Raw genomic sequence first — 22,576 nt, 5'->3', positions numbered from 1 at the left:
AGCGTGCGATATCTGGCAACATTGTTGTTATCTCTGGCGGTGTTAATCACCGCCGGGTGTGGCTGGCATCTGCGTGATACCACGCAGGTTCCTTCCACTATGAAGATCATGATCCTGGACTCTGGCGACCCGAACGGGCCATTAAGCCGTGCAGTGCGTAATCAGTTACGCCTGAATGGCGTTGAGCTGCTCGATAAAAGCACCATGCGTAAAGATGTACCATCGCTGCGTCTGGGCAAAGTGAGCATCGCGAAAGATACCGCCTCGGTATTCCGTAACGGCCAAACGGCAGAGTATCAGATGATCATGACGGTCAATGCGACGGTGCTGATACCTGGTCGTGATATCTATCCGATTAGCGCCAAAGTCTTCCGTTCGTTCTTCGATAACCCACAAATGGCGTTGGCGAAAGATAACGAGCAGGACATGATCGTTAAAGAGATGTATGACCGTGCCGCCGAACAGCTAATTCGTAAGCTGCCAAGCATCCGTGCTGCAGATATCCGTTCCGACGAAGAGACATCAACAACGGAAACTGATACCACAGCAACACCTGCGCGCGTCTCCACCACACTGGGTAACTGATGATTCGGTTGTACCCAGAACAACTCCGCGCACAGCTCAATGAAGGGCTGCGCGCGGCGTACCTTCTTCTTGGTAACGATCCCCTGTTGCTGCAGGAAAGCCAGGACGCTATACGTCAGGTTGCCGCCGCACAAGGATTCGAAGAGCACCACACTTTTACCATTGATCCCAACACCGACTGGAATGCGATCTTTTCGCTATGCCAGGCCATGAGCTTGTTCGCCAGTCGACAAACCCTGTTGCTGTTATTACCGGAAAATGGGCCAAATGCGGCGATCAATGAACAACTTCTCACGCTTACCGGACTGCTGCATGACGATCTTCTGTTGATCGTGCGCGGTAATAAATTGAGTAAAACGCAGGAAAACGCCGCCTGGTTCACCGCGCTTGTCAATCGTAGCGTACAGGTGACCTGTCAGACACCAGAGCAAGCCCAACTTCCTCGCTGGGTTGCAGCCCGGGCAAAACAGCTCAACTTAGAGCTGGATGATGCCGCGAATCAGGTGCTCTGCTACTGCTATGAAGGTAATCTGTTGGCGCTGGCACAGGCGCTGGAGCGTTTATCTCTACTCTGGCCAGACGGCAAACTGACGCTCCCGCGCGTTGAGCAAGCGGTGAATGATGCTGCACATTTCACCCCTTTTCATTGGGTTGATGCTTTGTTAATGGGCAAAAGTAAGCGCGCGTTGCATATTATTCAGCAACTGCGTCTGGAAGGTAGCGAACCGATTATTTTATTGCGCACGTTACAACGTGAACTGCTGCTGTTGGTTAACCTGAAACGCCAGTCTGCCCATACACCATTACGCACATTGTTTGATAAACATCGCGTTTGGCAGAACCGCCGGGGCATGATCGGTGAAGCGTTAAATCGCTTAAGTCAGCCGCAGTTACGTCAGGCCGTGCAACTCCTGACACGAACGGAACTCACCCTCAAACAAGATTACGGTCAGTCGGTGTGGGCAGAGCTGGAAGGGCTATCCCTCCTGTTATGCCATAAACCACTGGCAGACGTTTTTATCGACGGTTGATATGAAATCTTTACAGGCTCTGTTTGGCGGCACCTTCGATCCGGTGCACTATGGTCATCTTAAACCCGTAGAAACTCTGGCGAATCTGATTGGTCTGACGCGGGTAACGATTATCCCCAACAACGTCCCTCCACATCGGCCGCAACCGGAAGCGAACAGTGCGCAGCGAAAGCACATGCTTGAACTGGCTATTGCCGACAAACCGCTGTTTACCCTTGATGAACGGGAATTAAAACGTAATGCCCCGTCGTACACAGCACAAACGTTAAAAGAATGGCGACAGGAACAGGGGCCCGATACGCCGCTGGCGTTTATTATTGGTCAGGACTCTCTGCTGACATTTCCGACCTGGTACGAATACGAGACGATTCTCGACAATGCACATTTGATTGTCTGTCGGCGTCCTGGTTATCCGCTTGAAATGGCACAACCGCAGTACCAGCAGTGGCTGGAAGATCATTTAACGCACAACCCGGAAGAGTTGCATCTTCATCCTGCGGGGAAAATTTATCTCGCCGAAACGCCATGGTTTAACATTTCAGCAACAGTCATCCGCGAACGTCTGGAAAAAGGCGAACCGTGTGAAGATCTGTTGCCTGAATCAGTGCTGACTTATATCAACCAGCAAGGTTTATATCGCTGAATCGAGCGAGGCGGAGAGAACAATGCGACTGTGGTTAATTCGTCACGGCGAAACGCAAGCGAATATCGATGGTCTGTACAGTGGTCATGCACCAACACCACTGACGGCACGCGGTATTGAGCAAGCGAAAAACCTGCATACTCTACTGCGAAATGTTCCCTTTGATACCGTTTTGTGCAGTGAACTGGAGCGCGCGCAACATACCGCGCGGCTGGTTCTTGATTCCCGTCAGCTCTGCGTACAAACCATTCCTGAACTCAACGAAATGTTTTTTGGCGACTGGGAAATGCGGCACCATCGCGAGCTCATGCAAGAAGATTCCGAAAATTATAACGCCTGGTGCAATGACTGGCTGCATGCGGCCCCAACTAACGGTGAAAGTTTTCAGACGTTTGCGCAACGAGTGGAACGTTTTATCACCGCGCTTAGTGAATATCAGCAATACCGGAATATATTGATCGTCAGTCATCAGGGAGTGCTGAGTCTGTTAATTGCCCGTTTACTGGGCATGTCAGCCGAGGCGATGTGGCATTTTCGTGTCGACCAGGGATGCTGGAGCGCCATTGATATCAATGATGCATTCGCTACTCTACGCGTCCTCAATAACCGAGCCGTCTGGCGCGCCGATGAATGACTTTTCTGTTTTTTTACGGGTGAGCCGCAACGACCATTGACAGCCCCGGACAGGCTGATATTCTCCGCAGCCGGACTTTTTCCGTTACGCATGACGTTGTAGAAATTGTTTTACAAAAATGGCGATGCAATCTGCGGCGTGGGATGGGATGATAGCCCACTTTCAACAGCCGATTCGGCGACAATTGTCCCGAAATTGCCTCTGGTTCAGGTATACTGACAGACCATTTTTATCTTTTTGATTCACCCAGGGGGAAAACTTGCAGGGTAAAGCACTCCAGGATTTTGTTATTGACAAAATTGATGACCTCAAAGGTCAGGACATCATCGCCTTAGACGTTCAGGGTAAATCCAGTATCACTGATTGCATGATTATCTGTACGGGGACATCCAGCCGTCATGTGATGTCTATTGCTGATCATGTGGTTCAGGAGTCTCGCGCAGCGGGGCTGTTGCCGCTCGGCGTAGAAGGTGAAAACAGCGCCGACTGGATTGTCGTCGATCTGGGCGATGTGATTGTCCATGTTATGCAGGAAGAGAGCCGTCGCCTGTATGAGCTGGAAAAACTCTGGAGTTAATGCGTGAAGCTGCAACTTGTCGCCGTGGGAACGAAAATGCCGGACTGGGTACAAACCGGTTTTACCGAGTACCTGCGTCGTTTTCCGAAAGATATGCCTTTTGAGTTGATTGAAATTCCGGCCGGAAAACGCGGCAAGAACGCGGACATCAAGCGCATACTCGACAAAGAGGGTGAGCAGATGCTGGCTGCCGCAGGCAAAAACCGCATTGTCACCCTCGATATTCCAGGCAAGCCCTGGGATACGCCGCAGTTAGCCGCTGAACTGGAACGCTGGAAGCTCGATGGTCGCGACGTCAGTCTGCTGATTGGCGGGCCGGAAGGGTTGTCGCCTGCCTGCAAAGCGGCAGCGGAACAAAGCTGGTCGCTGTCGGCGCTTACCCTTCCCCATCCGCTGGTTCGCGTGCTGGTTGCAGAGAGTCTGTACCGGGCGTGGAGCATCACCACCAACCATCCTTATCACCGTGAGTGATAAGGGAGCTTTGAGTAGAAAACGCAGCGGATGAAACTACAGAACTCTTTTCGCGACTATACGGCAGAGTCCGCGCTGTTTGTGCGCCGGGCGCTGGTCGCCTTTTTGGGGATTTTGCTGCTAACCGGCGTGCTCATCGCCAACTTGTATAATCTGCAAATTGTTCGTTTTACCGATTACCAGACCCGTTCTAACGAAAACCGCATTAAGCTGGTGCCCATCGCGCCCAGTCGCGGCATTATCTATGACCGTAACGGTATTCCTCTGGCGCTCAACCGCACTATCTACCAGATAGAGATGATGCCGGAGAAAGTCGACAACGTGCAGCAAACGCTGGATGCCCTGCGTAGCGTGGTCGATTTGACCGATGACGATATTGCTGCATTCCGAAAAGAGCGCGCGCGTTCACACCGTTTCACCTCTATTCCGGTGAAAACTAACCTGACCGAAGTACAAGTGGCGCGCTTTGCCGTCAATCAGTACCGTTTTCCGGGTGTCGAAGTTAAGGGCTATAAACGTCGTTACTATCCCTATGGTTCAGCGCTGACGCACGTCATCGGCTATGTGTCGAAAATCAACGATAAAGACGTCGAACGCCTGAATAATGACGGTAAACTGGCCAACTATGCGGCAACACATGATATCGGTAAGCTGGGGATTGAGCGTTACTATGAAGACGTGCTGCACGGTCAGACCGGTTATGAAGAAGTTGAAGTTAACAACCGTGGGCGTGTTATCCGCCAGTTAAAAGAAGTGCCACCGCAGGCCGGACACGATATTTACCTGACACTGGATCTCAAGCTTCAACAATATATTGAAACACTGCTGGCGGGTAGTCGCGCGGCAGTGGTGGTCACCGATCCGCGCACAGGCGGCGTGCTGGCACTGGTTTCCACGCCAAGTTATGACCCCAACTTATTTGTCGATGGTATCTCCAGCAAAGACTATTCCGCACTGCTGAACGACCCAAATACCCCTCTGGTAAACCGCGCCACACAAGGGGTTTATCCACCAGCATCGACGGTTAAACCGTATGTTGCCGTTTCTGCATTGAGCGCAGGAGTCATCACGCGCAACACCACTCTGTTTGACCCCGGCTGGTGGCAGTTACCGGGATCGGAAAAGCGCTATCGCGACTGGAAAAAATGGGGTCACGGTCGCCTGAATGTCACGAAATCGCTGGAAGAATCGGCGGACACCTTCTTCTATCAGGTGGCCTACGATATGGGCATCGATCGTCTTTCCGAATGGATGGGTAAATTTGGTTATGGCCATTACACCGGTATCGATCTGGCAGAAGAGCGTTCCGGTAACATGCCGACTCGCGAATGGAAACTAAAACGCTTTAAAAAACCGTGGTATCAGGGGGATACCATTCCGGTCGGTATCGGTCAGGGTTACTGGACGGCGACCCCTATCCAGATGAGTAAGGCACTGATGATCCTGATTAATGACGGTATCGTGAAAGTTCCACATTTGCTGAAGAGCACCGCAGAAAACGGTAAACAAATACCGTGGGTACAACCACACGAACCGCCGGTAGGCGATATCCATTCTGGTTACTGGGAACTGGCAAAAGACGGTATGTATGGTGTTGCTAACCGCCCTAACGGTACAGCACATAAATATTTTGCCAGCGCACCGTACAAAATTGCAGCGAAGTCCGGTACTGCTCAGGTTTTCGGCCTGAAAGCGAACGAAACCTATAATGCGCACAAAATTGCCGAACGCCTGCGCGACCACAAACTGATGACCGCATTTGCGCCGTATAACAATCCACAGGTGGCTGTCGCCATGATTCTGGAAAACGGCGGTGCGGGCCCGGCAGTCGGCACGCTGATGCGCCAAATCCTTGACCACATTATGCTTGGCGATAACAACACCGATTTGCCTGCGGAAAACCCGGCTGTTGCGGCAGCGGAGGACCACTAATCATGACGGATAATCCGAATAAAAAAACATTCTGGGATAAAGTCCATCTTGATCCCACCATGCTGCTTATCTTACTGGCATTGCTGGTCTACAGCGCCCTGGTTATCTGGAGCGCCAGCGGTCAGGACATTGGCATGATGGAGCGAAAAATCGGCCAGATCGCAATGGGTTTGGTGATTATGGTTGTTATGGCGCAAATTCCGCCGCGCGTTTATGAAGGTTGGGCGCCCTATCTCTACATCCTTTGTATTATTTTGCTGGTGGCGGTAGATGCCTTCGGTGCCATCTCTAAAGGCGCTCAACGTTGGTTAGATCTCGGTATCGTTCGTTTTCAACCCTCTGAAATCGCCAAGATAGCCGTGCCGCTGATGGTGGCGCGTTTTATCAATCGCGACGTTTGCCCTCCGTCACTGAAGAATACAGCTATCGCACTGGTGCTGATTTTCATGCCTACGTTGCTGGTAGCTGCTCAGCCTGACCTGGGCACATCAATCCTCGTCGCGCTTTCCGGTCTGTTTGTCCTCTTTCTCTCCGGTCTAAGCTGGCGTTTGATTGGCGTTGCAGTGGTACTGGTAGCAGCATTTATCCCCATTCTGTGGTTCTTCCTGATGCATGATTATCAGCGCCAGCGCGTGATGATGCTGCTTGACCCGGAATCAGACCCTCTTGGCGCGGGTTATCACATTATTCAGTCTAAAATTGCCATTGGCTCCGGTGGATTACGCGGCAAAGGCTGGCTGCACGGCACCCAGTCACAGCTTGAATTTCTACCCGAACGCCATACCGACTTTATCTTTGCGGTATTAGCGGAAGAACTGGGATTAGTGGGCATTTTAATTCTGCTCGCTCTGTATATTCTGCTGATCATGCGCGGATTGTGGATTGCCGCCAGAGCGCAAACCACCTTTGGTCGCGTCATGGCTGGCGGTTTAATGCTGATATTATTCGTTTATGTCTTCGTAAATATTGGTATGGTAAGCGGTATTCTGCCGGTTGTAGGGGTTCCACTCCCGCTGGTCAGTTATGGAGGATCGGCGCTCATTGTGCTGATGGCAGGGTTTGGGATTGTGATGTCAATCCACACCCACAGGAAAATGTTGTCGAAAAGCGTGTAAGAGGTGCGCAATGCGTAAGCAGTGGCTCGGGATCTGCATCGCGGCAGGAATGCTCGCGGCATGTACAAGCGATGATGGTCAGCAACAGACGGTAAGCGTGCCGCAACCTGCGGTATGTAACGGCCCGGTCGTTGAAATTAGCGGGGCAGAACCGCGTTTCGAACCGCTAAACGCGACGGCAAATCAGGACTACCAGCGCGATGGCAAAAGCTACAAAATTGTTCAGGACCCTTCACGCTTTAGCCAGGCGGGCCTTGCTGCTATTTATGACGCCGAACCCGGGAGCAACCTGACGGCCTCTGGCGAAGCGTTTGATCCGACGCAACTGACGGCGGCACATCCAACGTTGCCAATCCCCAGCTACGCGCGAATCACTAACCTGGCTAACGGTCGGATGGTTGTCGTTCGTATTAACGATCGCGGCCCCTATGGTAACGATCGCGTTATTTCTCTCTCACGCGCGGCAGCCGACCGTCTGAATACATCGAACAACACCAAAGTCCGTATCGATCCGATTATTGTCGCGCAGGATGGTTCGCTTTCTGGCCCCGGCATGGCCTGTACAACCGTTGCCAAACAGACTTACGTTCTGCCTGCGCCTCCTGACTTAAACGGCGGCAGCGGTGCTAATTCAGCGTCGATTCCACAAGGCGATATTCTTCCGGTCAGTAACTCAACGCTAAAAAGCGAAGATCCGACCGGAGCGCCGGTAACCAGCAGCGGCTTCCTCGGTGCGCCAACAACGTTAGCGCCTGGTGTACTGGAAGGCAGCGAACCGACACCTGCTCCACAGCCCGTTGTTACTGCTCCGGCGACAACGCCTGCAACAACACCAGCAATGGTAACCCCGCAGACTGCCACGCCAGCCGCCGGCGGTAACTTTATGGTGCAAGTTGGGGCCGTTAGCGATCAGGCGCGAGCACAGCAATATCAACAGCAACTGGGGAAAAAATTTGGCGTACCCGGTCGCGTGACCCAAAACGGCGCGGTCTGGCGTATTCAACTTGGCCCGTTTGCCAGCAAAGCTGAAGCCAGTACCTTGCAGCAACGTTTACAAACCGAAGCCCAATTACAGTCATTTATTACCACCGCGCAGTAGCGTAAAGCAGGCATCTGAAGTGTCAATTTCTGTAAATGACGTTAACAAAGTCACGCGGAAAGTCAGATGCCTGGCGGTGGTGCATTTGCTATAGTAGGGCACTTTTTTTAATTCCATCACGGATGTCGTAGTTCAGACCATGAATACCATTTTTTCCGCTCGTATCATGAAGCGCCTGGCGCTCACCACGGCTCTTTGCACAGCCTTTATCTCTGCTGCACATGCCGATGACCTGAATATCAAAACTATGATCCCGGGTGTTCCGCAGATCGACGCTGAGTCCTACATCCTGATCGACTATAACTCCGGCAAAGTGCTCGCCGAGCAGAATGCGGATGTTCGGCGCGATCCTGCAAGCCTGACCAAAATGATGACCAGTTACGTCATCGGCCAGGCAATGAAAGCGGGTAAATTTAAAGAAACTGATTTAGTAACCATCGGTAATGACGCCTGGGCCACCGGTAACCCGGTGTTCAGAGGTTCTTCACTGATGTTTCTCAAACCGGGTATGCAAGTACCCGTTTCACAGTTGATCCGCGGTATCAACCTGCAATCGGGTAACGATGCTTGCGTCGCCATGGCTGACTTTGCTGCTGGTAGCCAGGACGCTTTTGTTGGCCTGATGAACAGTTATGTTAATGCACTGGGATTGAAAAACACTCACTTCCAGACTGTTCACGGTCTGGATGCTGACGGCCAGTACAGCTCTGCGCGTGATATGGCGCTGATCGGTCAGGCGTTAATTCGTGATGTTCCCAACGAATACGCTATTTATAAGGAAAAAGAGTTTACCTTTAACGGCATTCGCCAGTTAAACCGTAACGGTTTACTGTGGGACAACAGCCTGAATGTCGACGGCATCAAAACCGGTCATACTGACAAGGCGGGTTATAACCTCGTGGCTTCCGCGACAGAAGGTCAGATGCGTCTGATCTCTGCGGTCATGGGGGGACGCACTTTCAAAGGTCGTGAAACCGAAAGTAAGAAATTGCTAACCTGGGGCTTCCGTTTCTTCGAAACCGTTAACCCACTGAAAGTCGGCAAAGAGTTCGCCTCTGAACCAGTATGGTTTGGCAATTCTGACCGCGCTTCTCTGGGCGTAGATAAAGACGTTTATCTGACCATTCCACGTGGCCGCATGAAAGATCTGAAAGCCAGCTACGTGCTGAACAGCAGCGAACTGCACGCACCGCTGCAAAAAAATCAGGTCGTTGGCACCATCAATTTCCAGCTTGACGGTAAAACTATCGAACAACGTCCCCTGGTTGTATTGCAGGAAATCCCGGAAGGCAACTTCTTCGGCAAAATCATTGATTACATCAAGCTAATGTTCCATCACTGGTTTGGCTAAAATTCGAACACTTGAAAGTGTGATTTCCGTCCCCATATACTAAGCATCAGTAAAAACTCCCGCCCTCTGGCGGGAGTTGCTATTTAATTACGTTACGCCGGAGCTGACATGAAAACCAAACTTAACGAACTGCTTGAATTCCCTACTCCTTTTACTTACAAAGTTATGGGGCAGGCGTTACCTGAGCTGGTTGATCAGGTGGTTGAAGTGGTACAGCGCCATGCGCCAGGTGACTACACCCCAACGGTAAAACCAAGCAGCAAAGGCAACTACCACTCGGTATCTATCACTATCAACGCCACTCATATCGAGCAGGTTGAAACACTGTACGAAGAACTGGGCAAAATTGATATCGTCCGCATGGTTCTGTAATTTGCCTCTCCGTTACCCGGCCCTGGTCGGGTAACTCCCCTTTCCCCGCTGTGATATACTTTTTCTCCACTTTTACTCATTCTCTACGGAGACGCCGTTTTGTATCAGGATAAAATTCTTGTCCGCCAGCTCGGCCTTCAACCCTATGAGCCTGTTTCTCAGGCTATGCATGAATTCACCGATACTCGTGATGAAAACACCCTGGATGAGATCTGGCTTGTAGAGCACTACCCTGTATTTACTCAGGGACAGGCAGGGAAAGCCGAGCATATCTTAATGCCAGGCGATATTCCGGTAATTCAGAGCGATCGCGGTGGCCAGGTAACCTATCACGGTCCAGGTCAGCAGGTAATGTACGTTCTGTTTAATCTTAAACGCCGCAAACTGGGTGTACGTGAGCTGGTGACTTTGCTCGAACAAACAGTGGTGAATACCCTGGCTGAACTGGATATTAAAGCGCATCCTCGCGCCGATGCTCCGGGTGTCTATGTTGGGAAAAAGAAAATTTGTTCTCTCGGCTTACGGATTCGTCGCGGCTGTTCATTCCACGGCCTGGCATTAAACGTCAATATGGATCTTTCTCCATTTTTACGTATTAACCCTTGTGGTTATGCTGGGATGGAAATGGCTAAAATATCACAATGGAAGAGCGACGCAACGCCTGATAATATTTCGCCACATTTACTGAAAAATATTTTAGCCCTGCTAAATAATCCTGCCGTAGAATATATCCCTGCTTAATTAAACTCATAAATGGCCCAAAATACACTGGGTCATCACTTATAAATTTCGCTAATACTTTACAACGCCTTATCCTTTGTATATTTTCTTCTTCACTCGCTGAAACGTGTTGGCATGCCTTGCTCCGTAACTCACCCCATTGATTAACCTATTGAAATGGTTAATGATGGCAAAACAAGCGCGTTCCAGTTAAATAATAAGCATGATAAATGTATTCTTTACAATTATTTATAAATAAAAATGGGGTAAGTGCGTGAATAATAATAACTCAAACGAATTTCGTTTAAACGAAACGGCGTCGGAAGGAAAACCACAAATTTTTAAAACATTAAGAAATATCGATCTTAATCTCCTGACTATTTTTGAGGCCGTATATGTACACAAGGGTATCGTTAATGCCGCAAAAATACTTAATCTGACACCTTCGGCTATCAGCCAGTCTATTCAGAAATTAAGAATTATATTCCCTGATCCGCTGTTTATTCGTAAAGGCCAGGGCGTTGCACCAACTGCCTTTGCGATGCATTTGCATGAATATATCAGTCAGGGGCTGGAATCCATCCTCGGCGCACTGGATATTGACGGCTGTTATGATAAACAGCGCACAATAACCATTGCCACTACACCCTCTGTCGGCGCGCTGGTGTTACCCACCATCTACCGGGCGATTAAATCACGCTATCCACATCTATTACTGCGTAATCAGTCGATTAATGATGCCGAGCTTCAGCTTAGTCAGTTTCAGACCGATCTGATTATCGATAACATGATGTATTCAAATCGGGCTATTCAACACCATGTCCTGTTCACGGATGAGATGACATTAATTTGCCGAAAGGAAAATCCGCTTCTTACCGCGACGGGCGACATGAGCAAAATCCAACAGGCCGCGCATATCCTTCTGCTGCCTGAAGGAGAAAATTTCAGCGTTCTACGTCAGCGGATACAAAGTATGTTTCCTGAGCGACAAATCAATTTTACCAGTTACAATATTTTAACCATTACGGCGCTGGTGGCGAATAGTGATATGTTAGCGATGATCCCCAGCCGCTTTTTCACCCTCTTCAGTCGCTGTTGGCCACTGGAGAAACTCCCCTTTCCCGCTCTTAACGAAGAACGCATTGATTTCTCAGTCCATTACAACAAATTCAGCTTGCGCGATCCCATACTTGAGGGCGTTATTGATGTAATACGAAATGCGTTTTGAAAAAGTAGTGTTACATCGAATTCACAGCACAGGACAATAAAATGGCACAAACCAACAACAATTTTACATTTTCGCGACCACTTTGGCTGCTTTCAGGTCTGTTTCAATGATATACTGCCAGTCGTTAATTCAAAAATAGTTGATAATTACAACAATCTATTGAATTGAAACGCTTTCCTTCGTAATTCGCAACTGGAACACGCACGCTATGAGTAAACCCATTGTGATGGAACGCGGTGTTAAATACCGCGATGCCGATAAGATGGCCCTTATCCCGGTTAAAAACGTAGCAACAGAGCGCGAAGCACTGCTGCGCAAGCCGGAATGGATGAAAATCAAGCTTCCAGCGGACTCTACACGTATCCAGGGCATCAAAGCCGCAATGCGCAAAAATGGCCTGCATTCTGTCTGCGAGGAAGCCTCTTGCCCCAACCTGGCGGAATGCTTCAACCACGGCACAGCAACTTTCATGATCCTCGGCGCCATTTGTACTCGCCGTTGCCCGTTCTGTGACGTCGCCCACGGTCGCCCGATAGCTCCTGATGCCAATGAACCGATGAAACTGGCGCAAACCATTGCCGATATGGCACTGCGTTATGTTGTTATCACCTCCGTTGACCGTGATGACCTGCGCGATGGCGGCGCCCAGCATTTTGCGGATTGCATTACTGCCATCCGGGAGAAAAGCCCGGAAATAAAAATTGAAACTCTGGTGCCCGATTTCCGTGGTCGTATGGATCGTGCGCTGGATATCCTGACCGCAACACCACCTGACGTTTTCAACCACAATCTGGAAAACGTGCCACGTATCTACCGTCAGGTTCGTCCGGGCGCCGACTATAACTGGTCGCTAAAGCTACTGGAACGCTTTAAAGAAGCGCATCCAGAGATCCCAACCAAATCGGGTCTGATGGTAGGTCTGGGTGAAACCAATGAAGAAATTATTGAAGTGATGCGCGACCTGCGTCGCCATGGTGTGACGATGTTAACGCTGGGGCAATATTTGCAGCCAAGCCGCCATCATCTGCCGGTCCAACGTTACGTTAGCCCGGATGAGTTCGACGAAATGAAAGCCGAAGCGCTGGCGATGGGCTTTACCCATGCTGCATGTGGGCCTTTCGTCCGTTCCTCGTACCATGCCGATTTGCAGGCCAAAGGGATAGAAGTAAAATAATCAAGTAACAATTGCTTACATCTGTCCAATAAAAAACCCGCTATCTGAGCGGGTTTTTTTATCGAACAAGATTATGAGGGAGCGTCCTGCTCGCCACGTCACTCTTTATGAGAGAGCTTCTCAGCCTGAAGATCCACGTCTGCGTCTTTTTTCGCCGCAGCATCGTCATCATTCATCGCCTTCTTGAACCCTTTAATGGCCGCTCCAAGGTCTCCGCCCAGCGTACGTAACTTCTTAGTCCCAAACAGCAAAACGACCAGCGCCGCAACGACCAGCAGTTTGGTAATACTAATCTCACCCATAGATACCTTCTTGACATAAAACTGGCAACAGAACGCGCCTTAAAGACCAGAGAATATTAACGGTCATTCGACGCGCGCACACAATAGCAATCTGTAACAAGGTGAATCAAGCACCGAATAAAAAAACGTCATAATAATTGCGGCGGCGCAAAACGTCGGTTATTTAAGACGGGAAGTTGCGCGCGAACCTGACGAACTCGTTCGGGCGTCACTTCTGCCATAATCAGCGCGGGCATTTCTGCCGCCGCCGCAATAGTCATGCCAAAGGGATCGATAATCCGGCTTTGCCCAATATTTTTATTCCCGCACTCCCCCGCCGCCACCATATAACAGGTTGTATCCAGAGCACGCGCAGCAAGCAATGTTGACCAGTGGTGTTCTTTGAGCGGCCCACGAACCCAGGCTGCCGGAAGCACCAGGATTTCCGCCCCCTGTAACGCCAGCGCCATCGCTAATTCAGGAAAGCGCAAATCATAACAGGTCATCAGTCCCACTTTCATGCCCTCGACTTCCAGTAACGGAGCAACCATTTCCCCGGCGTCCACGTGGCGCGACTCCTGGATTGAGAACGCATCATAAAGATGAAGCTTGGCATAATGGGCGACGATTTTTCCTGCCTGCAATGCCACCAACATATTCCATGCGCGCCCTGGCGTTGACGGAACATGAATCGTCAAAATGGTCGTCATCATGTTACGCTTACTTTCCCGCAGTAAACATGCAAGAAATTCCCCCTCCAGAAATTGCGCCGATTTAACCGAAAGATCCGGGTCATAATCGTCGCGCGCCAGCAAAGCTTCCGGCAGGACAAATAACGAGGCGTCATTTTCCGCCGCCTGCGCCATTAACGAAGCGCAAATCCCGGCATTCTTTTCCCATACAGATGTAACAGCAAACTGTCCTGCAGCAACCAGCATTGCCACCTCCCGTCAGAGTCGTAAAATTCGCCAACGACGATTATTCAGAGTTACACTCATCACTCATACAAATCAAATAGCAGGATTTTGCAGTGTTACAACTCCTTTTAGCAGTTTTTATTGGCGGTGGTACGGGAAGCGTGGCGAGATGGATGTTAAGTATGCGGTTTAACCCATTGCATCAGACTATTCCGTTAGGGACGCTTGCAGCAAACCTGATTGGCGCATTCATCATCGGAATGGGATTTGCCTGGTTCAGCCGCATGACTAACATCGATCCAGTGTGGAAAGTGTTAATTACCACGGGTTTTTGCGGAGGGCTAACGACCTTCTCAACATTCTCGGCAGAAGTCGTATTTTTGTTACAGGAGGGACGCTTCGGCTGGGCATTATTGAATGTCTTCGTTAACCTGCTGGGGTCTTTTGCCATGACGGCGCTGGCTTTTTGGCTGTTTTCGGCATCAACCGCACACTGAAGAACAAAAAAAACCCGCTGATTAGGCGGGTTTTGAATTCTTGCTGACGTATCTTACAGAGCGATTACGTTTGCAGCAGAAGGGCCTTTGGCACCGTTAGTGATTTCGAACTCTACGCGCTGACCTTCAGCAAGAGTTTTAAAACCATTAGTCTGGATTGCAGAGAAGTGTACGAACACGTCTTTGCTGCCGTCTTCCGGAGTAATGAAACCGAATCCTTTGGACTCATTAAACCACTTAACGTTACCTTTAATCTTAGACATCAAAATTACCTTTACATGAAAAATAGACACAAATGCTGTGTCGGTTACCAGTACACCAATTGTGGTACGCTTTGTCCAGCGCAACTTTACTAAAAAGTGATAAAAGTCGCGTTATTTTTGATGTTAATTACTTTACTTACTGTTTTTTAAGAATTTTTCAAAAAGTCATTTGTCTCAAAACTGGAAGCGCATCCAGGCAAAGTACACATTGCCATTATTGTAAGTACCAGGTATGTAGGTCATCTGAAAAGTCGCTGGGCCATACCCTACAGAAGCCAACGGCAGTAAAACCGGGATCGGTATATAGTTCCAGTTATCACGCACCGTCACACCTGCGGTGAATCCCAGACCTACATGAAAATTTTCATCCGCCAGTGGTCGCCAGGTGCTTTCCCAACCGTATCCAGCAATGGGCTCCCATTTATTCCATGAATCCTTAAATGCCATTGCATACAGGCCGTGCCAGTTACCTTTTTCATCCCACCGGGACTGACCAAACCCACCGCCCCACGGCCGCTCGTTATAATGTTCGATTTTTTCTTTGTCGTAGGCAAAACGCGCATGCCAGGTGATCGCTGGTATATACAAATCATAATGTTGTGGCTGCTGCCATGTTTCTGCAACATTCTCTTTAAATGTCGACAACCACTGAGGTGTATCTGCAGAAGCAGCTCCAACGCCGACTAATTGAGTAAAAACAAAGAGAAATGCGGGAATATATTTGCTAGTGCCCATTAGTAACCACGAAATATTTATCAAAAAACCGCTCTTAGCATAGCCTGGCTAAAATAAACATAACCTTAACAGCACCCAATATAAGGAATAATCTGAATGTTTGATATATTTATGCAAGGTAATTCAGAGATAATATTATCAGATTACTCTGGAAATTTAAGCGATATCTCCCGCCAATAAACAACTTGACTTAAAAAACCCACTGATACAAAAAACAGCAGACAAGAATAAAAATTCACTTATTTTTTAACCAGATATAATAATCAACCAATAAATAAATATTTCCTACATTATCAGTTTACACCTACGAGAGATCGTTTTTTGAACACATATTAAAACCATTAACAAAAGCATTTCAATAAATCATCATTTTATATACATCGTTACACTGTAATTGCTAACTATAAAAATGAATTTTGTTATCCAGGTATAAAAACAGCAACATCAATGTGTTAATGGTGGTTTTTATTGATTTCAATCAGCATTCGCTGTTGATTTATTCGGCATATTTTTTCTTTAATTTTTAGGAATTTTTTATTATTTACTTTGGGGCCTGGAGACAGGAAAAATTATGCTGACATTCATTGAACTCCTTATTGGAGTTGTGGTTATTGTGGGTGTAGCTCGCTACATCATTAAAGGGTATTCCGCCACCGGAGTATTATTCGTTGGCGGTTTGTTATTACTGATCATCAGTGCCATCATGGGGCACAAAGTTCTCCCTGCCAGCCAGGAATCAACGGGCTACAGCGCCACAGACATCGTTGAATACGTTAAAATATTACTGATGAGCCGCGGCGGCGACCTCGGCATGATGATCATGATGCTGTGTGGCTTTGCCGCTTACATGACCCATATCGGCGCGAACGATATGGTTGTCAAGCTGGCGTCAAAACCGCTGCAATACATCAATTCCCCTTATTTGCTGATGATTGCCGCTTATTTTGTCGCCTGTCTGATGTCACTGGCAGTCTCTTCTGCAACCGGCCTGGGTGTTTTACTGATGGCAACCCTGTTCCCGGTAATGGTAAACGTTGGTATCAGCCGTGGTGCCGCTGCTGCTATCTGCGCTTCACCGGCGGCGATTATTCTTGCACCGACATCAGGTGACGTAGTACTGGCGGCGCAGGCTTCCGAAATGTCGCTGATTGACTTCGCCTTCAAAACGACACTGCCTATCTCGATTGCCGCGATTATCGGCATGGCGATTGCCCACTTTTTCTGGCAACGTTATCTGGATAAAAAAGAGCACATCTCTCACGAAATGTTAGATGTCAGCGAAATCACCACCACTGCTCCGGCGTTTTACGCCATTCTGCCGTTCACACCAATTATTGGCGTGCTCATCTTTGACGGCAAATGGGGCCCGCAATTGCACATCATCACTATTCTGGTGATCTGTATGCTGATTGCCTCCATTCTGGAGTTTATTCGTAGCTTTAATACGCAAAAAGTCTTTTCCGGCCTTGAAGTGGCTTATCGCGGCATGGCCGATGCCTTCGCTAACGTAGTTATGCTGCTGGTTGCCGCTGGGGTATTCGCTCAGGGGCTTAGCACCATCGGCTTTATTCAAAGTCTGATTTCTATCGCCACCTCGTTTGGTTCGGCGAGTATCATCCTGATGCTGGTATTGGTGATCCTGACAATGCTGGCGGCGGTCACGACCGGTTCAGGCAATGCGCCGTTTTATGCGTTTGTTGAGATGATCCCGAAACTGGCGCACTCTTCCGGCATTAACCCGGCGTATTTAACTATCCCAATGTTGCAAGCGTCCAACCTGGGCCGTACCCTTTCTCCCGTTTCTGGCGTGGTCGTTGCGGTTGCCGGGATGGCGAAAATCTCGCCATTTGAAGTCGTTAAACGCACCTCTGTACCAGTGCTTGTCGGACTGGTGATTGTTATCGTTGCGACTGAGTTAATGGTGCCAGGAACAGCCGCCGCAGTTACTGGCAAATAAATACTAATGCCGGAGGCGTACTTCCTCCGGCAATGTTCACGTCACCCATTGTGGTAAATGCGCTGTGGTCTACCGACTTTGCCGTGAACAATCTCGGCGATAATCAGATGGCGACTGGCGCAATATTCGAGATACCGTCTGGCGGTGGTGCGACTGATGGTTAATGCCTGCGCCACCGTTTCCGCAGTATGTTGTACATCAGGTTCCTTGAACAGTTTTCTCACGGCGTTTAGCGTCAACGCATCAATGCCGGTCGGCAGATCGTCCTTCGGCTCACCGCGAGCATAAGCATTGAACATTTCATCAATTTGCTTCTGGCTGGCGCTATCAATACTTTCCAGCATGTGCTTACGCTGGCGATAACGGGTTAATGTCTGCCCCAGTCGCTCATAAGCGATTGGCTTGATCAGATAATCAAACACGCCGCAGCGTACGGCTTCAGACACCGTTTCCATATCACTGGCCGCGGTGGTAAAAACAACATCGCCCGGATAATGTGTCTGCACTAATTCGTGCAGCAAATTAATGCCTCTACCGTCAGGAAGATAGTTATCCAGCAAGATAAGCCCCGGCTTAAAACGCTCGATCATCATGCGGGCCTGCGCCAGGTTCCCCGCCAACAATATCTGGCTAAAGCCGGGAATGTGACGAATATATTCCGCATGCATCTCTGCCAGCGGCGTTTCGTCCTCAACGATCAATAGGGTTAATGGAGCTGTCATTAGATTTCACTTTCGGAATATAGATTGAAAATAAGGTACCGCAGGGAGCATTCTCTTCGAGTGTGATAACACCACCGCAGCGCGCTACATAGCTGGCAATCAGATACAACCCGATGCCATGTTCACCAGGTTCATCAGCTCGCGTACTGACACCCTGCTCAAATATTTTGTCGCGTAATGCTTCTGGAACACCGCAGCCCTGATCGGCGACTTCAATCACCACATCATCGCCTTCATCGCTCAGGTATAATTCGACAACCTTATTCCCTTCATCGTTACGCAAACTGGCTTCAAAAGCGTTGTCGAGTAAGTTGCCCACAATCGCCGCAAACTCGGTACTATCCAGTCCTTGCGGTAGTTGTGAAAGCTGGCTGCCGGGAACAATCGTCATTTTTAGCCCCAGTTCACGGGCGCGCTGCACTTTACCAAAAAGCAACCCCGCCACCTGGCGATCGGCGAATGCTTCACGCAGGCTATCAATGAGCTGCTGCTGCGCCTGCGATTCTCCCTGTACCATCGCCAGTACGCGATCATACTCTTTCATTTGCAACAGACCATTGAGCGTCGACATCCAATTGAGATGTTCATGACGTAATGTACGCAGGCTTTCGACATATTGTTTAATTTGCGTCAATTGCGCATTGAGAGTGGAAATTTCGTCTTTACTGCGAAAACTAATAATTGCGCCGAGTAAATCATCACCAGAACGAATAGCTTCCCGGTTAGCAATAACGCTCAGACCATTAAAATTCGCCACGACATCCTGGCGCCTTTCATCAATCTGCTCAGTAAAGAAATCGGCAGGCTTGACCACCGCAGAGATTGGTCTGCCCAGCCATTGCCGCCCAGGGGAGCTTAGCCCTAACATCTTTCTTGCATTGCGGTTAATGGCGGTAATATGCCCTTGTGGATCCACCGCAATCAGCCCTTCATAAACCGAACTAAACAGCGCCTCCTGCTGGCGAACTACGCGCGCGATTTGCTTCGGTTCCATTCCCATCATCTGGCGGCGGATATGCGCGGCTAAAAACCAGGACAACAGCATCAAAATGCCTAATAGCAGGACAAACACGCCAGCCATCGGTAATAAAAATTCGGCCCGCCAGCTATCAATCTTACTCACAAGATAACCGACAGATACCACACCGATAACTTTGCCATCATCATCAAAGATCGGCGTTTTAGCGCGCATTGCCATACCTATAGACCCTTTGCCGGTGATGAAATAGCTCTCTCCTTTCTCCAGCGCTCCGGGTTTGGTGAACTGCATCGGATAACCAATTTTCTCGGGATTAGGGTGATAGAGGCGGATCGAGTCACGATCACCAATCACCACATAGTCAAAGTCAGTATCTTTCTGCAATTTGTTGGCGATCGTTGCTAAGCGTTTGCGGTCACGCGTTTTCACTGCAGTGATGATGCTGTCACTAGAGGCAATAATTTTTGCCTGATTCATGGCCATATCACGAACATGAAGCGTTAAATAATCCTCAAAGCTGGCAGTAAAATATTGTGCCAGCGCAGCGATAACAAATATCGAGAACACCAAAATCAACAAAAAGATACGCAACGGAAAGGCCAGCCGTTGGAAAAAAGCAAATTGTTTATTCTCATTAAACTGCAACATTGTTTTCCTTGTGGGCTACCCCGAACCGCTTTGACGTATGTAATTAAAATGTTGAGTCGGAACCCATAAACATTAAATATGATCGTGGCAAATTTCATTCATTAAATCAATTAAACCTACGGGTCATTTCGCAATTACATTAATTAAAAAACTTAAAACCATTAAATAAATAAAAAACCACTAACTCTATGTGAAATAAATCAAAATTTCACGGTGCAATACTCCTTAGGATGTATGGAAAAAGGAGAAACAGAAATATCTCGCTTGCAATCCTTTCTCCTGACTGAAAATAAAAAGTTATCAATTTGCAACATTGCGCAACATTCATTGCAACTTGATAACAACAGATGCCTCCAGGAAACTATTTATTATGTTCGGCAATGATACTTTTTCCCACGTAAAACGTTCAGAAAATAAAAGAATGGCGGAAATCACGCAATTTCTACATGAAAATGATTTGAGCGTTGACACCACCGTCGAAGTATTTATTACCGTAACTCGTAATGAAAAGCTCATCGCTTGTGGAGGAATTGCCGGGAATATTATTAAGTGCGTCGCTATCAGTAAATCAGTTCGCGGAGAAGGACTGGCACTGAAATTAGCCACTGAACTGATAAATCTCGCCTATGAACGACACTGTACGCATCTGTTTATTTATACCAAAACTGAATACGAGGCGCTGTTCCACCAGTGCGGTTTCTCCACGCTGACCCGCGTTCCTGGAGTGATGGTGTTAATGGAAAACAGCGCCACGCGTCTGAAACGCTACGCCGAATCACTGAAAAAGTTTCGTCATGAAGGGAGCAAAATCGGCTGCATCGTGATGAATGCCAATCCCTTTACCAATGGCCATCGTTATCTGATTCAGCAAGCGGCGGCGCAATGCGACTGGCTGCATCTGTTTTTAGTCAAAGAAGATTCTTCACGTTTCCCCTATGAAGATCGGTTGAATCTGGTAGTAAAAGGCACCGCCGATATTCCGCGTCTAACCGTGCATCGCGGTTCCGAGTACATCATCTCCCGCGCCACGTTCCCCTGCTACTTCATTAAAGAGCAGAGCGTTATTAACCACTGTTATACCGAAATTGATCTGAAGATTTTCCGTCAGTACCTCGCCCCCGCACTGGGCGTAACTCACCGTTTTGTCGGTACTGAACCCTTTTGTCGCGTTACCGCCCAGTACAACCAGGATATGCGCTACTGGCTGGAAACACCGACTATTCCCGCACCGCCCATCGAACTGGTTGAAATTGAGCGGCTGCGTTACCAGGAGTTACCGATATCCGCTTCCAGGGTACGTCAATTGCTGGTGAAAAACGATCTCACGGCTATCGCGCCGCTGGTCCCGGAAGCCACGCTGCACTACCTGCAGAATCTGCTTGAGCACTCCCGCCAGGACGCGGCAGTTCGTCAAAAGACCCCCGCATAAGAAACAGGTGAAAAATGAAAATAAAGCAGCCCGCCGTCGCAGGCACCCTTGAGTCTGGGGATGTGATGATACGCATCGCCCCACTCGATACGCAGGATATCGATCTGCAAATCAACAGCAGCGTTGAGAAACAGTTTGGCGATGCGATTCGCACCACCATTCTTGACGTTCTCGCCCGCTATAACGTGCGTGGCGTACAGCTAAATGTCGATGACAAAGGCGCACTGGACTGCATTTTACGTGCACGACTGGAAGCCCTGCTGGCGCGCGCCAGCGGTATCCCGGCTCTGCCATGGGAGGATTGCCAATGATTTCCGCTTCGCTGCAACAACGTAAAACTCGCACCCGCCGCAGCATGTTGTTCGTACCTGGCGCCAATGCCGCGATGGTCAGCAACTCCTTCATTTACCCGGCAGATGCCCTGATGTTCGACCTCGAAGACTCCGTGGCACTGCGTGAAAAAGACACCGCCCGCCGCATGGTTTACCACGCGCTGCAACACCCGCTGTATCGCGATATTGAAACTATCGTGCGTGTTAACGCGCTGGATTCTGAATGGGGCGTTAACGACCTGGAAGCCGTCGTTCGCGGCGGCGCGGACATTGTGCGTCTGCCGAAAACCGACACCGCTCAGGACGTTCTGGATATCGAAAAAGAGATCCTGCGTATTGAAAAAGCCTGCGGTCGCGAAGCAGGCAGCACGGGGCTACTGGCGGCGATCGAATCTCCGCTGGGCATTACTCGCGCGGTGGAAATCGCTCACGCTTCCGAGCGTTTGATCGGTATTGCCCTCGGTGCAGAAGACTATGTGCGCAACCTGCGCACTGAGCGTTCCCCAGAAGGGACCGAACTGCTGTTCGCTCGTTGTTCCATTTTGCAGGCCGCGCGCTCTGCCGGTATTCAGGCATTCGATACGGTCTATTCCGATGCCAACAACGAAGCGGGATTCCTGCAAGAAGCGGCACATATCAAACAACTGGGCTTTGATGGCAAATCGCTCATCAACCCGCGTCAGATTGATCTGCTACACAACCTCTACGCGCCAACTCAGAAAGAAGTGGATCACGCACGTCGCGTCGTAGACGCCGCTGAAGCCGCCGCTCGCGAAGGTCTCGGCGTCGTTTCTCTGAACGGCAAGATGGTTGACGGTCCGGTTATCGATCGCGCCCGTCTGGTGCTCTCCCGTGCAGAACTTTCCGGCATCCGCGAAGAATAA

25 protein-coding genes are annotated in these 22,576 nt (G+C 49.3%); 19 read left to right on the top strand and 6 right to left on the bottom strand.

Features of this window, described 5'->3' with window-relative positions; all coding sequences use genetic code 11:
• Positions 1-3: 3 nt before the first annotated feature.
• The 14 genes from lptE (at position 4) to lipA (ending at position 12,932) form a co-directional block, all read left to right on the top strand.
• Positions 4-585 carry an LPS assembly lipoprotein LptE gene (gene lptE, locus PS053_RS20920; protein ID WP_044708600.1) on the top strand — a complete coding sequence of 194 codons (582 nt, stop codon included), beginning with the start codon at positions 4-6 and terminating at the stop codon, positions 583-585.
• Complete coding sequence (gene holA / locus PS053_RS20915) at positions 585-1,616, top strand: DNA polymerase III subunit delta (RefSeq protein WP_000620508.1); 1,032 nt, start codon at positions 585-587, stop codon at positions 1,614-1,616. Before lptE ends, holA begins: the two co-directional genes overlap by 1 nt.
• 1 nt (position 1,617) lies before the next feature.
• Positions 1,618-2,259 (top strand): nicotinate-nucleotide adenylyltransferase, encoded by a 642-nt coding sequence (gene nadD, locus PS053_RS20910; protein ID WP_025237398.1) that lies wholly within the window; start codon positions 1,618-1,620, stop codon positions 2,257-2,259.
• Between the two features lie 22 nt (positions 2,260-2,281).
• A complete protein-coding gene (locus tag PS053_RS20905; RefSeq protein ID WP_256879112.1) occupies positions 2,282-2,893 on the top strand; it encodes an adenosylcobalamin/alpha-ribazole phosphatase in 612 nt (203 codons plus the stop codon).
• Positions 2,894-3,152: 259 nt separating this feature from the next.
• Complete coding sequence (rsfS, locus tag PS053_RS20900) at positions 3,153-3,470, top strand: ribosome silencing factor (protein WP_001161664.1); 318 nt, start codon at positions 3,153-3,155, stop codon at positions 3,468-3,470.
• A gap of 3 nt (positions 3,471-3,473) precedes the next feature.
• Positions 3,474-3,941, top strand: coding sequence for a 23S rRNA (pseudouridine(1915)-N(3))-methyltransferase RlmH (gene rlmH, locus PS053_RS20895; RefSeq protein ID WP_000776104.1), 468 nt, complete (start codon positions 3,474-3,476; stop codon positions 3,939-3,941).
• A gap of 30 nt (positions 3,942-3,971) precedes the next feature.
• Positions 3,972-5,873, top strand: coding sequence for a peptidoglycan DD-transpeptidase MrdA (mrdA, locus tag PS053_RS20890; RefSeq protein WP_000776186.1), 1,902 nt, complete (start codon positions 3,972-3,974; stop codon positions 5,871-5,873).
• Positions 5,874-5,875: 2 nt separating this feature from the next.
• Positions 5,876-6,988, top strand: a complete 1,113-nt coding sequence (gene mrdB / locus PS053_RS20885) for a peptidoglycan glycosyltransferase MrdB (protein WP_000131720.1) — start codon at positions 5,876-5,878, stop codon at positions 6,986-6,988.
• Between the two features lie 10 nt (positions 6,989-6,998).
• Positions 6,999-8,087: an endolytic peptidoglycan transglycosylase RlpA gene (gene rlpA, locus PS053_RS20880; RefSeq protein ID WP_256879113.1), complete on the top strand. Its 1,089-nt coding sequence runs from the start codon at positions 6,999-7,001 to the stop codon at positions 8,085-8,087.
• 139 nt (positions 8,088-8,226) lie between these two features.
• Positions 8,227-9,438, top strand: coding sequence for a D-alanyl-D-alanine carboxypeptidase DacA (dacA, locus tag PS053_RS20875; protein WP_001092088.1), 1,212 nt, complete (start codon positions 8,227-8,229; stop codon positions 9,436-9,438).
• A gap of 108 nt (positions 9,439-9,546) precedes the next feature.
• Positions 9,547-9,810: a DUF493 family protein YbeD gene (gene ybeD, locus PS053_RS20870; RefSeq protein WP_000850550.1), complete on the top strand. Its 264-nt coding sequence runs from the start codon at positions 9,547-9,549 to the stop codon at positions 9,808-9,810.
• A gap of 99 nt (positions 9,811-9,909) precedes the next feature.
• Complete coding sequence (lipB, locus tag PS053_RS20865) at positions 9,910-10,551, top strand: lipoyl(octanoyl) transferase LipB (protein WP_000284046.1); 642 nt, start codon at positions 9,910-9,912, stop codon at positions 10,549-10,551.
• A gap of 253 nt (positions 10,552-10,804) precedes the next feature.
• Positions 10,805-11,758, top strand: a complete 954-nt coding sequence (locus PS053_RS20860; protein ID WP_001063765.1) for a YbeF family transcriptional regulator — start codon at positions 10,805-10,807, stop codon at positions 11,756-11,758.
• Positions 11,759-11,966: 208 nt separating this feature from the next.
• Positions 11,967-12,932, top strand: coding sequence for a lipoyl synthase (gene lipA / locus PS053_RS20855; RefSeq protein ID WP_000042623.1), 966 nt, complete (start codon positions 11,967-11,969; stop codon positions 12,930-12,932).
• A gap of 98 nt (positions 12,933-13,030) precedes the next feature.
• On the opposite strand, the gene tatE is transcribed toward lipA, so the two are convergent.
• Both tatE and PS053_RS20845 read right to left on the bottom strand, forming a co-directional pair.
• Positions 13,031-13,234, bottom strand: coding sequence for a twin-arginine translocase subunit TatE (gene tatE / locus PS053_RS20850; RefSeq protein WP_000503930.1), 204 nt, complete (start codon positions 13,232-13,234; stop codon positions 13,031-13,033).
• 128 nt (positions 13,235-13,362) lie between these two features.
• A complete protein-coding gene (locus tag PS053_RS20845) occupies positions 13,363-14,151 on the bottom strand; it encodes a deaminated glutathione amidase (RefSeq protein ID WP_000959112.1) in 789 nt (262 codons plus the stop codon).
• 92 nt (positions 14,152-14,243) lie between these two features.
• Here PS053_RS20845 and crcB point away from each other — a divergent pair, with 92 nt between their 5' ends.
• Complete coding sequence (crcB, locus tag PS053_RS20840; protein ID WP_000939756.1) at positions 14,244-14,627, top strand: fluoride efflux transporter CrcB; 384 nt, start codon at positions 14,244-14,246, stop codon at positions 14,625-14,627.
• 53 nt (positions 14,628-14,680) lie between these two features.
• On the opposite strand, the gene cspE is transcribed toward crcB, so the two are convergent.
• Complete coding sequence (gene cspE / locus PS053_RS20835) at positions 14,681-14,890, bottom strand: transcription antiterminator/RNA stability regulator CspE (RefSeq protein ID WP_000034825.1); 210 nt, start codon at positions 14,888-14,890, stop codon at positions 14,681-14,683.
• Positions 14,891-15,064: 174 nt separating this feature from the next.
• The gene (pagP, locus tag PS053_RS20830; RefSeq protein WP_010341819.1) at positions 15,065-15,625 is read right to left on the bottom strand and encodes a lipid IV(A) palmitoyltransferase PagP; all 561 of its coding nucleotides are present in this window, start codon (positions 15,623-15,625) and stop codon (positions 15,065-15,067) included.
• A gap of 571 nt (positions 15,626-16,196) precedes the next feature.
• Between pagP and dcuC the strand changes: the two genes are divergently transcribed.
• The gene (gene dcuC, locus PS053_RS20825; RefSeq protein ID WP_000955048.1) at positions 16,197-17,582 is read left to right on the top strand and encodes an anaerobic C4-dicarboxylate transporter DcuC; all 1,386 of its coding nucleotides are present in this window, start codon (positions 16,197-16,199) and stop codon (positions 17,580-17,582) included.
• 41 nt (positions 17,583-17,623) lie between these two features.
• Here the strand turns inward: dcuC and dpiA are convergent, their stop codons facing one another.
• Positions 17,624-18,304 (bottom strand): two-component response regulator DpiA, encoded by a 681-nt coding sequence (dpiA, locus tag PS053_RS20820; protein WP_000126508.1) that lies wholly within the window; start codon positions 18,302-18,304, stop codon positions 17,624-17,626.
• Positions 18,273-19,931: a sensor histidine kinase DpiB gene (gene dpiB, locus PS053_RS20815; RefSeq protein WP_000938915.1), complete on the bottom strand. Its 1,659-nt coding sequence runs from the start codon at positions 19,929-19,931 to the stop codon at positions 18,273-18,275. Before dpiB ends, dpiA begins: the two co-directional genes overlap by 32 nt.
• A gap of 370 nt (positions 19,932-20,301) precedes the next feature.
• Here dpiB and citC point away from each other — a divergent pair, with 370 nt between their 5' ends.
• The 3 genes from citC to citE are packed head-to-tail and all read left to right on the top strand — an operon-like array spanning position 20,302 to position 22,576.
• Complete coding sequence (citC, locus tag PS053_RS20810; RefSeq protein ID WP_000467726.1) at positions 20,302-21,360, top strand: [citrate (pro-3S)-lyase] ligase; 1,059 nt, start codon at positions 20,302-20,304, stop codon at positions 21,358-21,360.
• A gap of 14 nt (positions 21,361-21,374) precedes the next feature.
• On the top strand, positions 21,375-21,671 hold the full coding sequence (citD, locus tag PS053_RS20805; RefSeq protein WP_000695077.1) for a citrate lyase acyl carrier protein: 297 nt from the start codon (positions 21,375-21,377) through the stop codon (positions 21,669-21,671).
• Entirely contained in the window at positions 21,668-22,576 is a 909-nt protein-coding gene (gene citE, locus PS053_RS20800) for a citrate (pro-3S)-lyase subunit beta (RefSeq protein WP_002430219.1), read from the top strand. The genes citD and citE overlap by 4 nt, the downstream gene beginning before the upstream one ends.

The organism is Escherichia albertii (assembly GCF_028622335.1).
In the GTDB taxonomy this organism is placed as follows: Bacteria; Pseudomonadota; Gammaproteobacteria; order Enterobacterales; family Enterobacteriaceae; genus Escherichia; species Escherichia albertii.
Note: the sequence above shows the minus strand (reverse complement) of the source record. Positions and strands in the feature narration are given on the sequence as shown.

Excerpts from the sequence above, each read along its gene's own strand:
- cspE (WP_000034825.1), bottom strand. The coding sequence starts at position 14,890 with ATGTCTAAGATTAAAGGTAACGTTAAGTGGTTTAATGAGTCCAAAGGA.
- mrdB (WP_000131720.1), top strand. The coding sequence starts at position 5,876 with ATGACGGATAATCCGAATAAAAAAACATTCTGGGATAAAGTCCATCTT.
- dcuC (WP_000955048.1), top strand. The coding sequence starts at position 16,197 with ATGCTGACATTCATTGAACTCCTTATTGGAGTTGTGGTTATTGTGGGT.
- lipA (WP_000042623.1), top strand. The coding sequence starts at position 11,967 with ATGAGTAAACCCATTGTGATGGAACGCGGTGTTAAATACCGCGATGCC.
- citD (WP_000695077.1), top strand. The coding sequence starts at position 21,375 with ATGAAAATAAAGCAGCCCGCCGTCGCAGGCACCCTTGAGTCTGGGGAT.
- dpiB (WP_000938915.1), bottom strand. The coding sequence starts at position 19,931 with ATGTTGCAGTTTAATGAGAATAAACAATTTGCTTTTTTCCAACGGCTG.
- pagP (WP_010341819.1), bottom strand. The coding sequence starts at position 15,625 with ATGGGCACTAGCAAATATATTCCCGCATTTCTCTTTGTTTTTACTCAA.
- nadD (WP_025237398.1), top strand. The coding sequence starts at position 1,618 with ATGAAATCTTTACAGGCTCTGTTTGGCGGCACCTTCGATCCGGTGCAC.
- holA (WP_000620508.1), top strand. The coding sequence starts at position 585 with ATGATTCGGTTGTACCCAGAACAACTCCGCGCACAGCTCAATGAAGGG.
- citE (WP_002430219.1), top strand. The coding sequence starts at position 21,668 with ATGATTTCCGCTTCGCTGCAACAACGTAAAACTCGCACCCGCCGCAGC.
- tatE (WP_000503930.1), bottom strand. The coding sequence starts at position 13,234 with ATGGGTGAGATTAGTATTACCAAACTGCTGGTCGTTGCGGCGCTGGTC.
- rlpA (WP_256879113.1), top strand. The coding sequence starts at position 6,999 with ATGCGTAAGCAGTGGCTCGGGATCTGCATCGCGGCAGGAATGCTCGCG.
- PS053_RS20845 (WP_000959112.1), bottom strand. The coding sequence starts at position 14,151 with ATGCTGGTTGCTGCAGGACAGTTTGCTGTTACATCTGTATGGGAAAAG.
- dpiA (WP_000126508.1), bottom strand. The coding sequence starts at position 18,304 with ATGACAGCTCCATTAACCCTATTGATCGTTGAGGACGAAACGCCGCTG.
- PS053_RS20905 (WP_256879112.1), top strand. The coding sequence starts at position 2,282 with ATGCGACTGTGGTTAATTCGTCACGGCGAAACGCAAGCGAATATCGAT.
- mrdA (WP_000776186.1), top strand. The coding sequence starts at position 3,972 with ATGAAACTACAGAACTCTTTTCGCGACTATACGGCAGAGTCCGCGCTG.
- ybeD (WP_000850550.1), top strand. The coding sequence starts at position 9,547 with ATGAAAACCAAACTTAACGAACTGCTTGAATTCCCTACTCCTTTTACT.
- dacA (WP_001092088.1), top strand. The coding sequence starts at position 8,227 with ATGAATACCATTTTTTCCGCTCGTATCATGAAGCGCCTGGCGCTCACC.
- citC (WP_000467726.1), top strand. The coding sequence starts at position 20,302 with ATGTTCGGCAATGATACTTTTTCCCACGTAAAACGTTCAGAAAATAAA.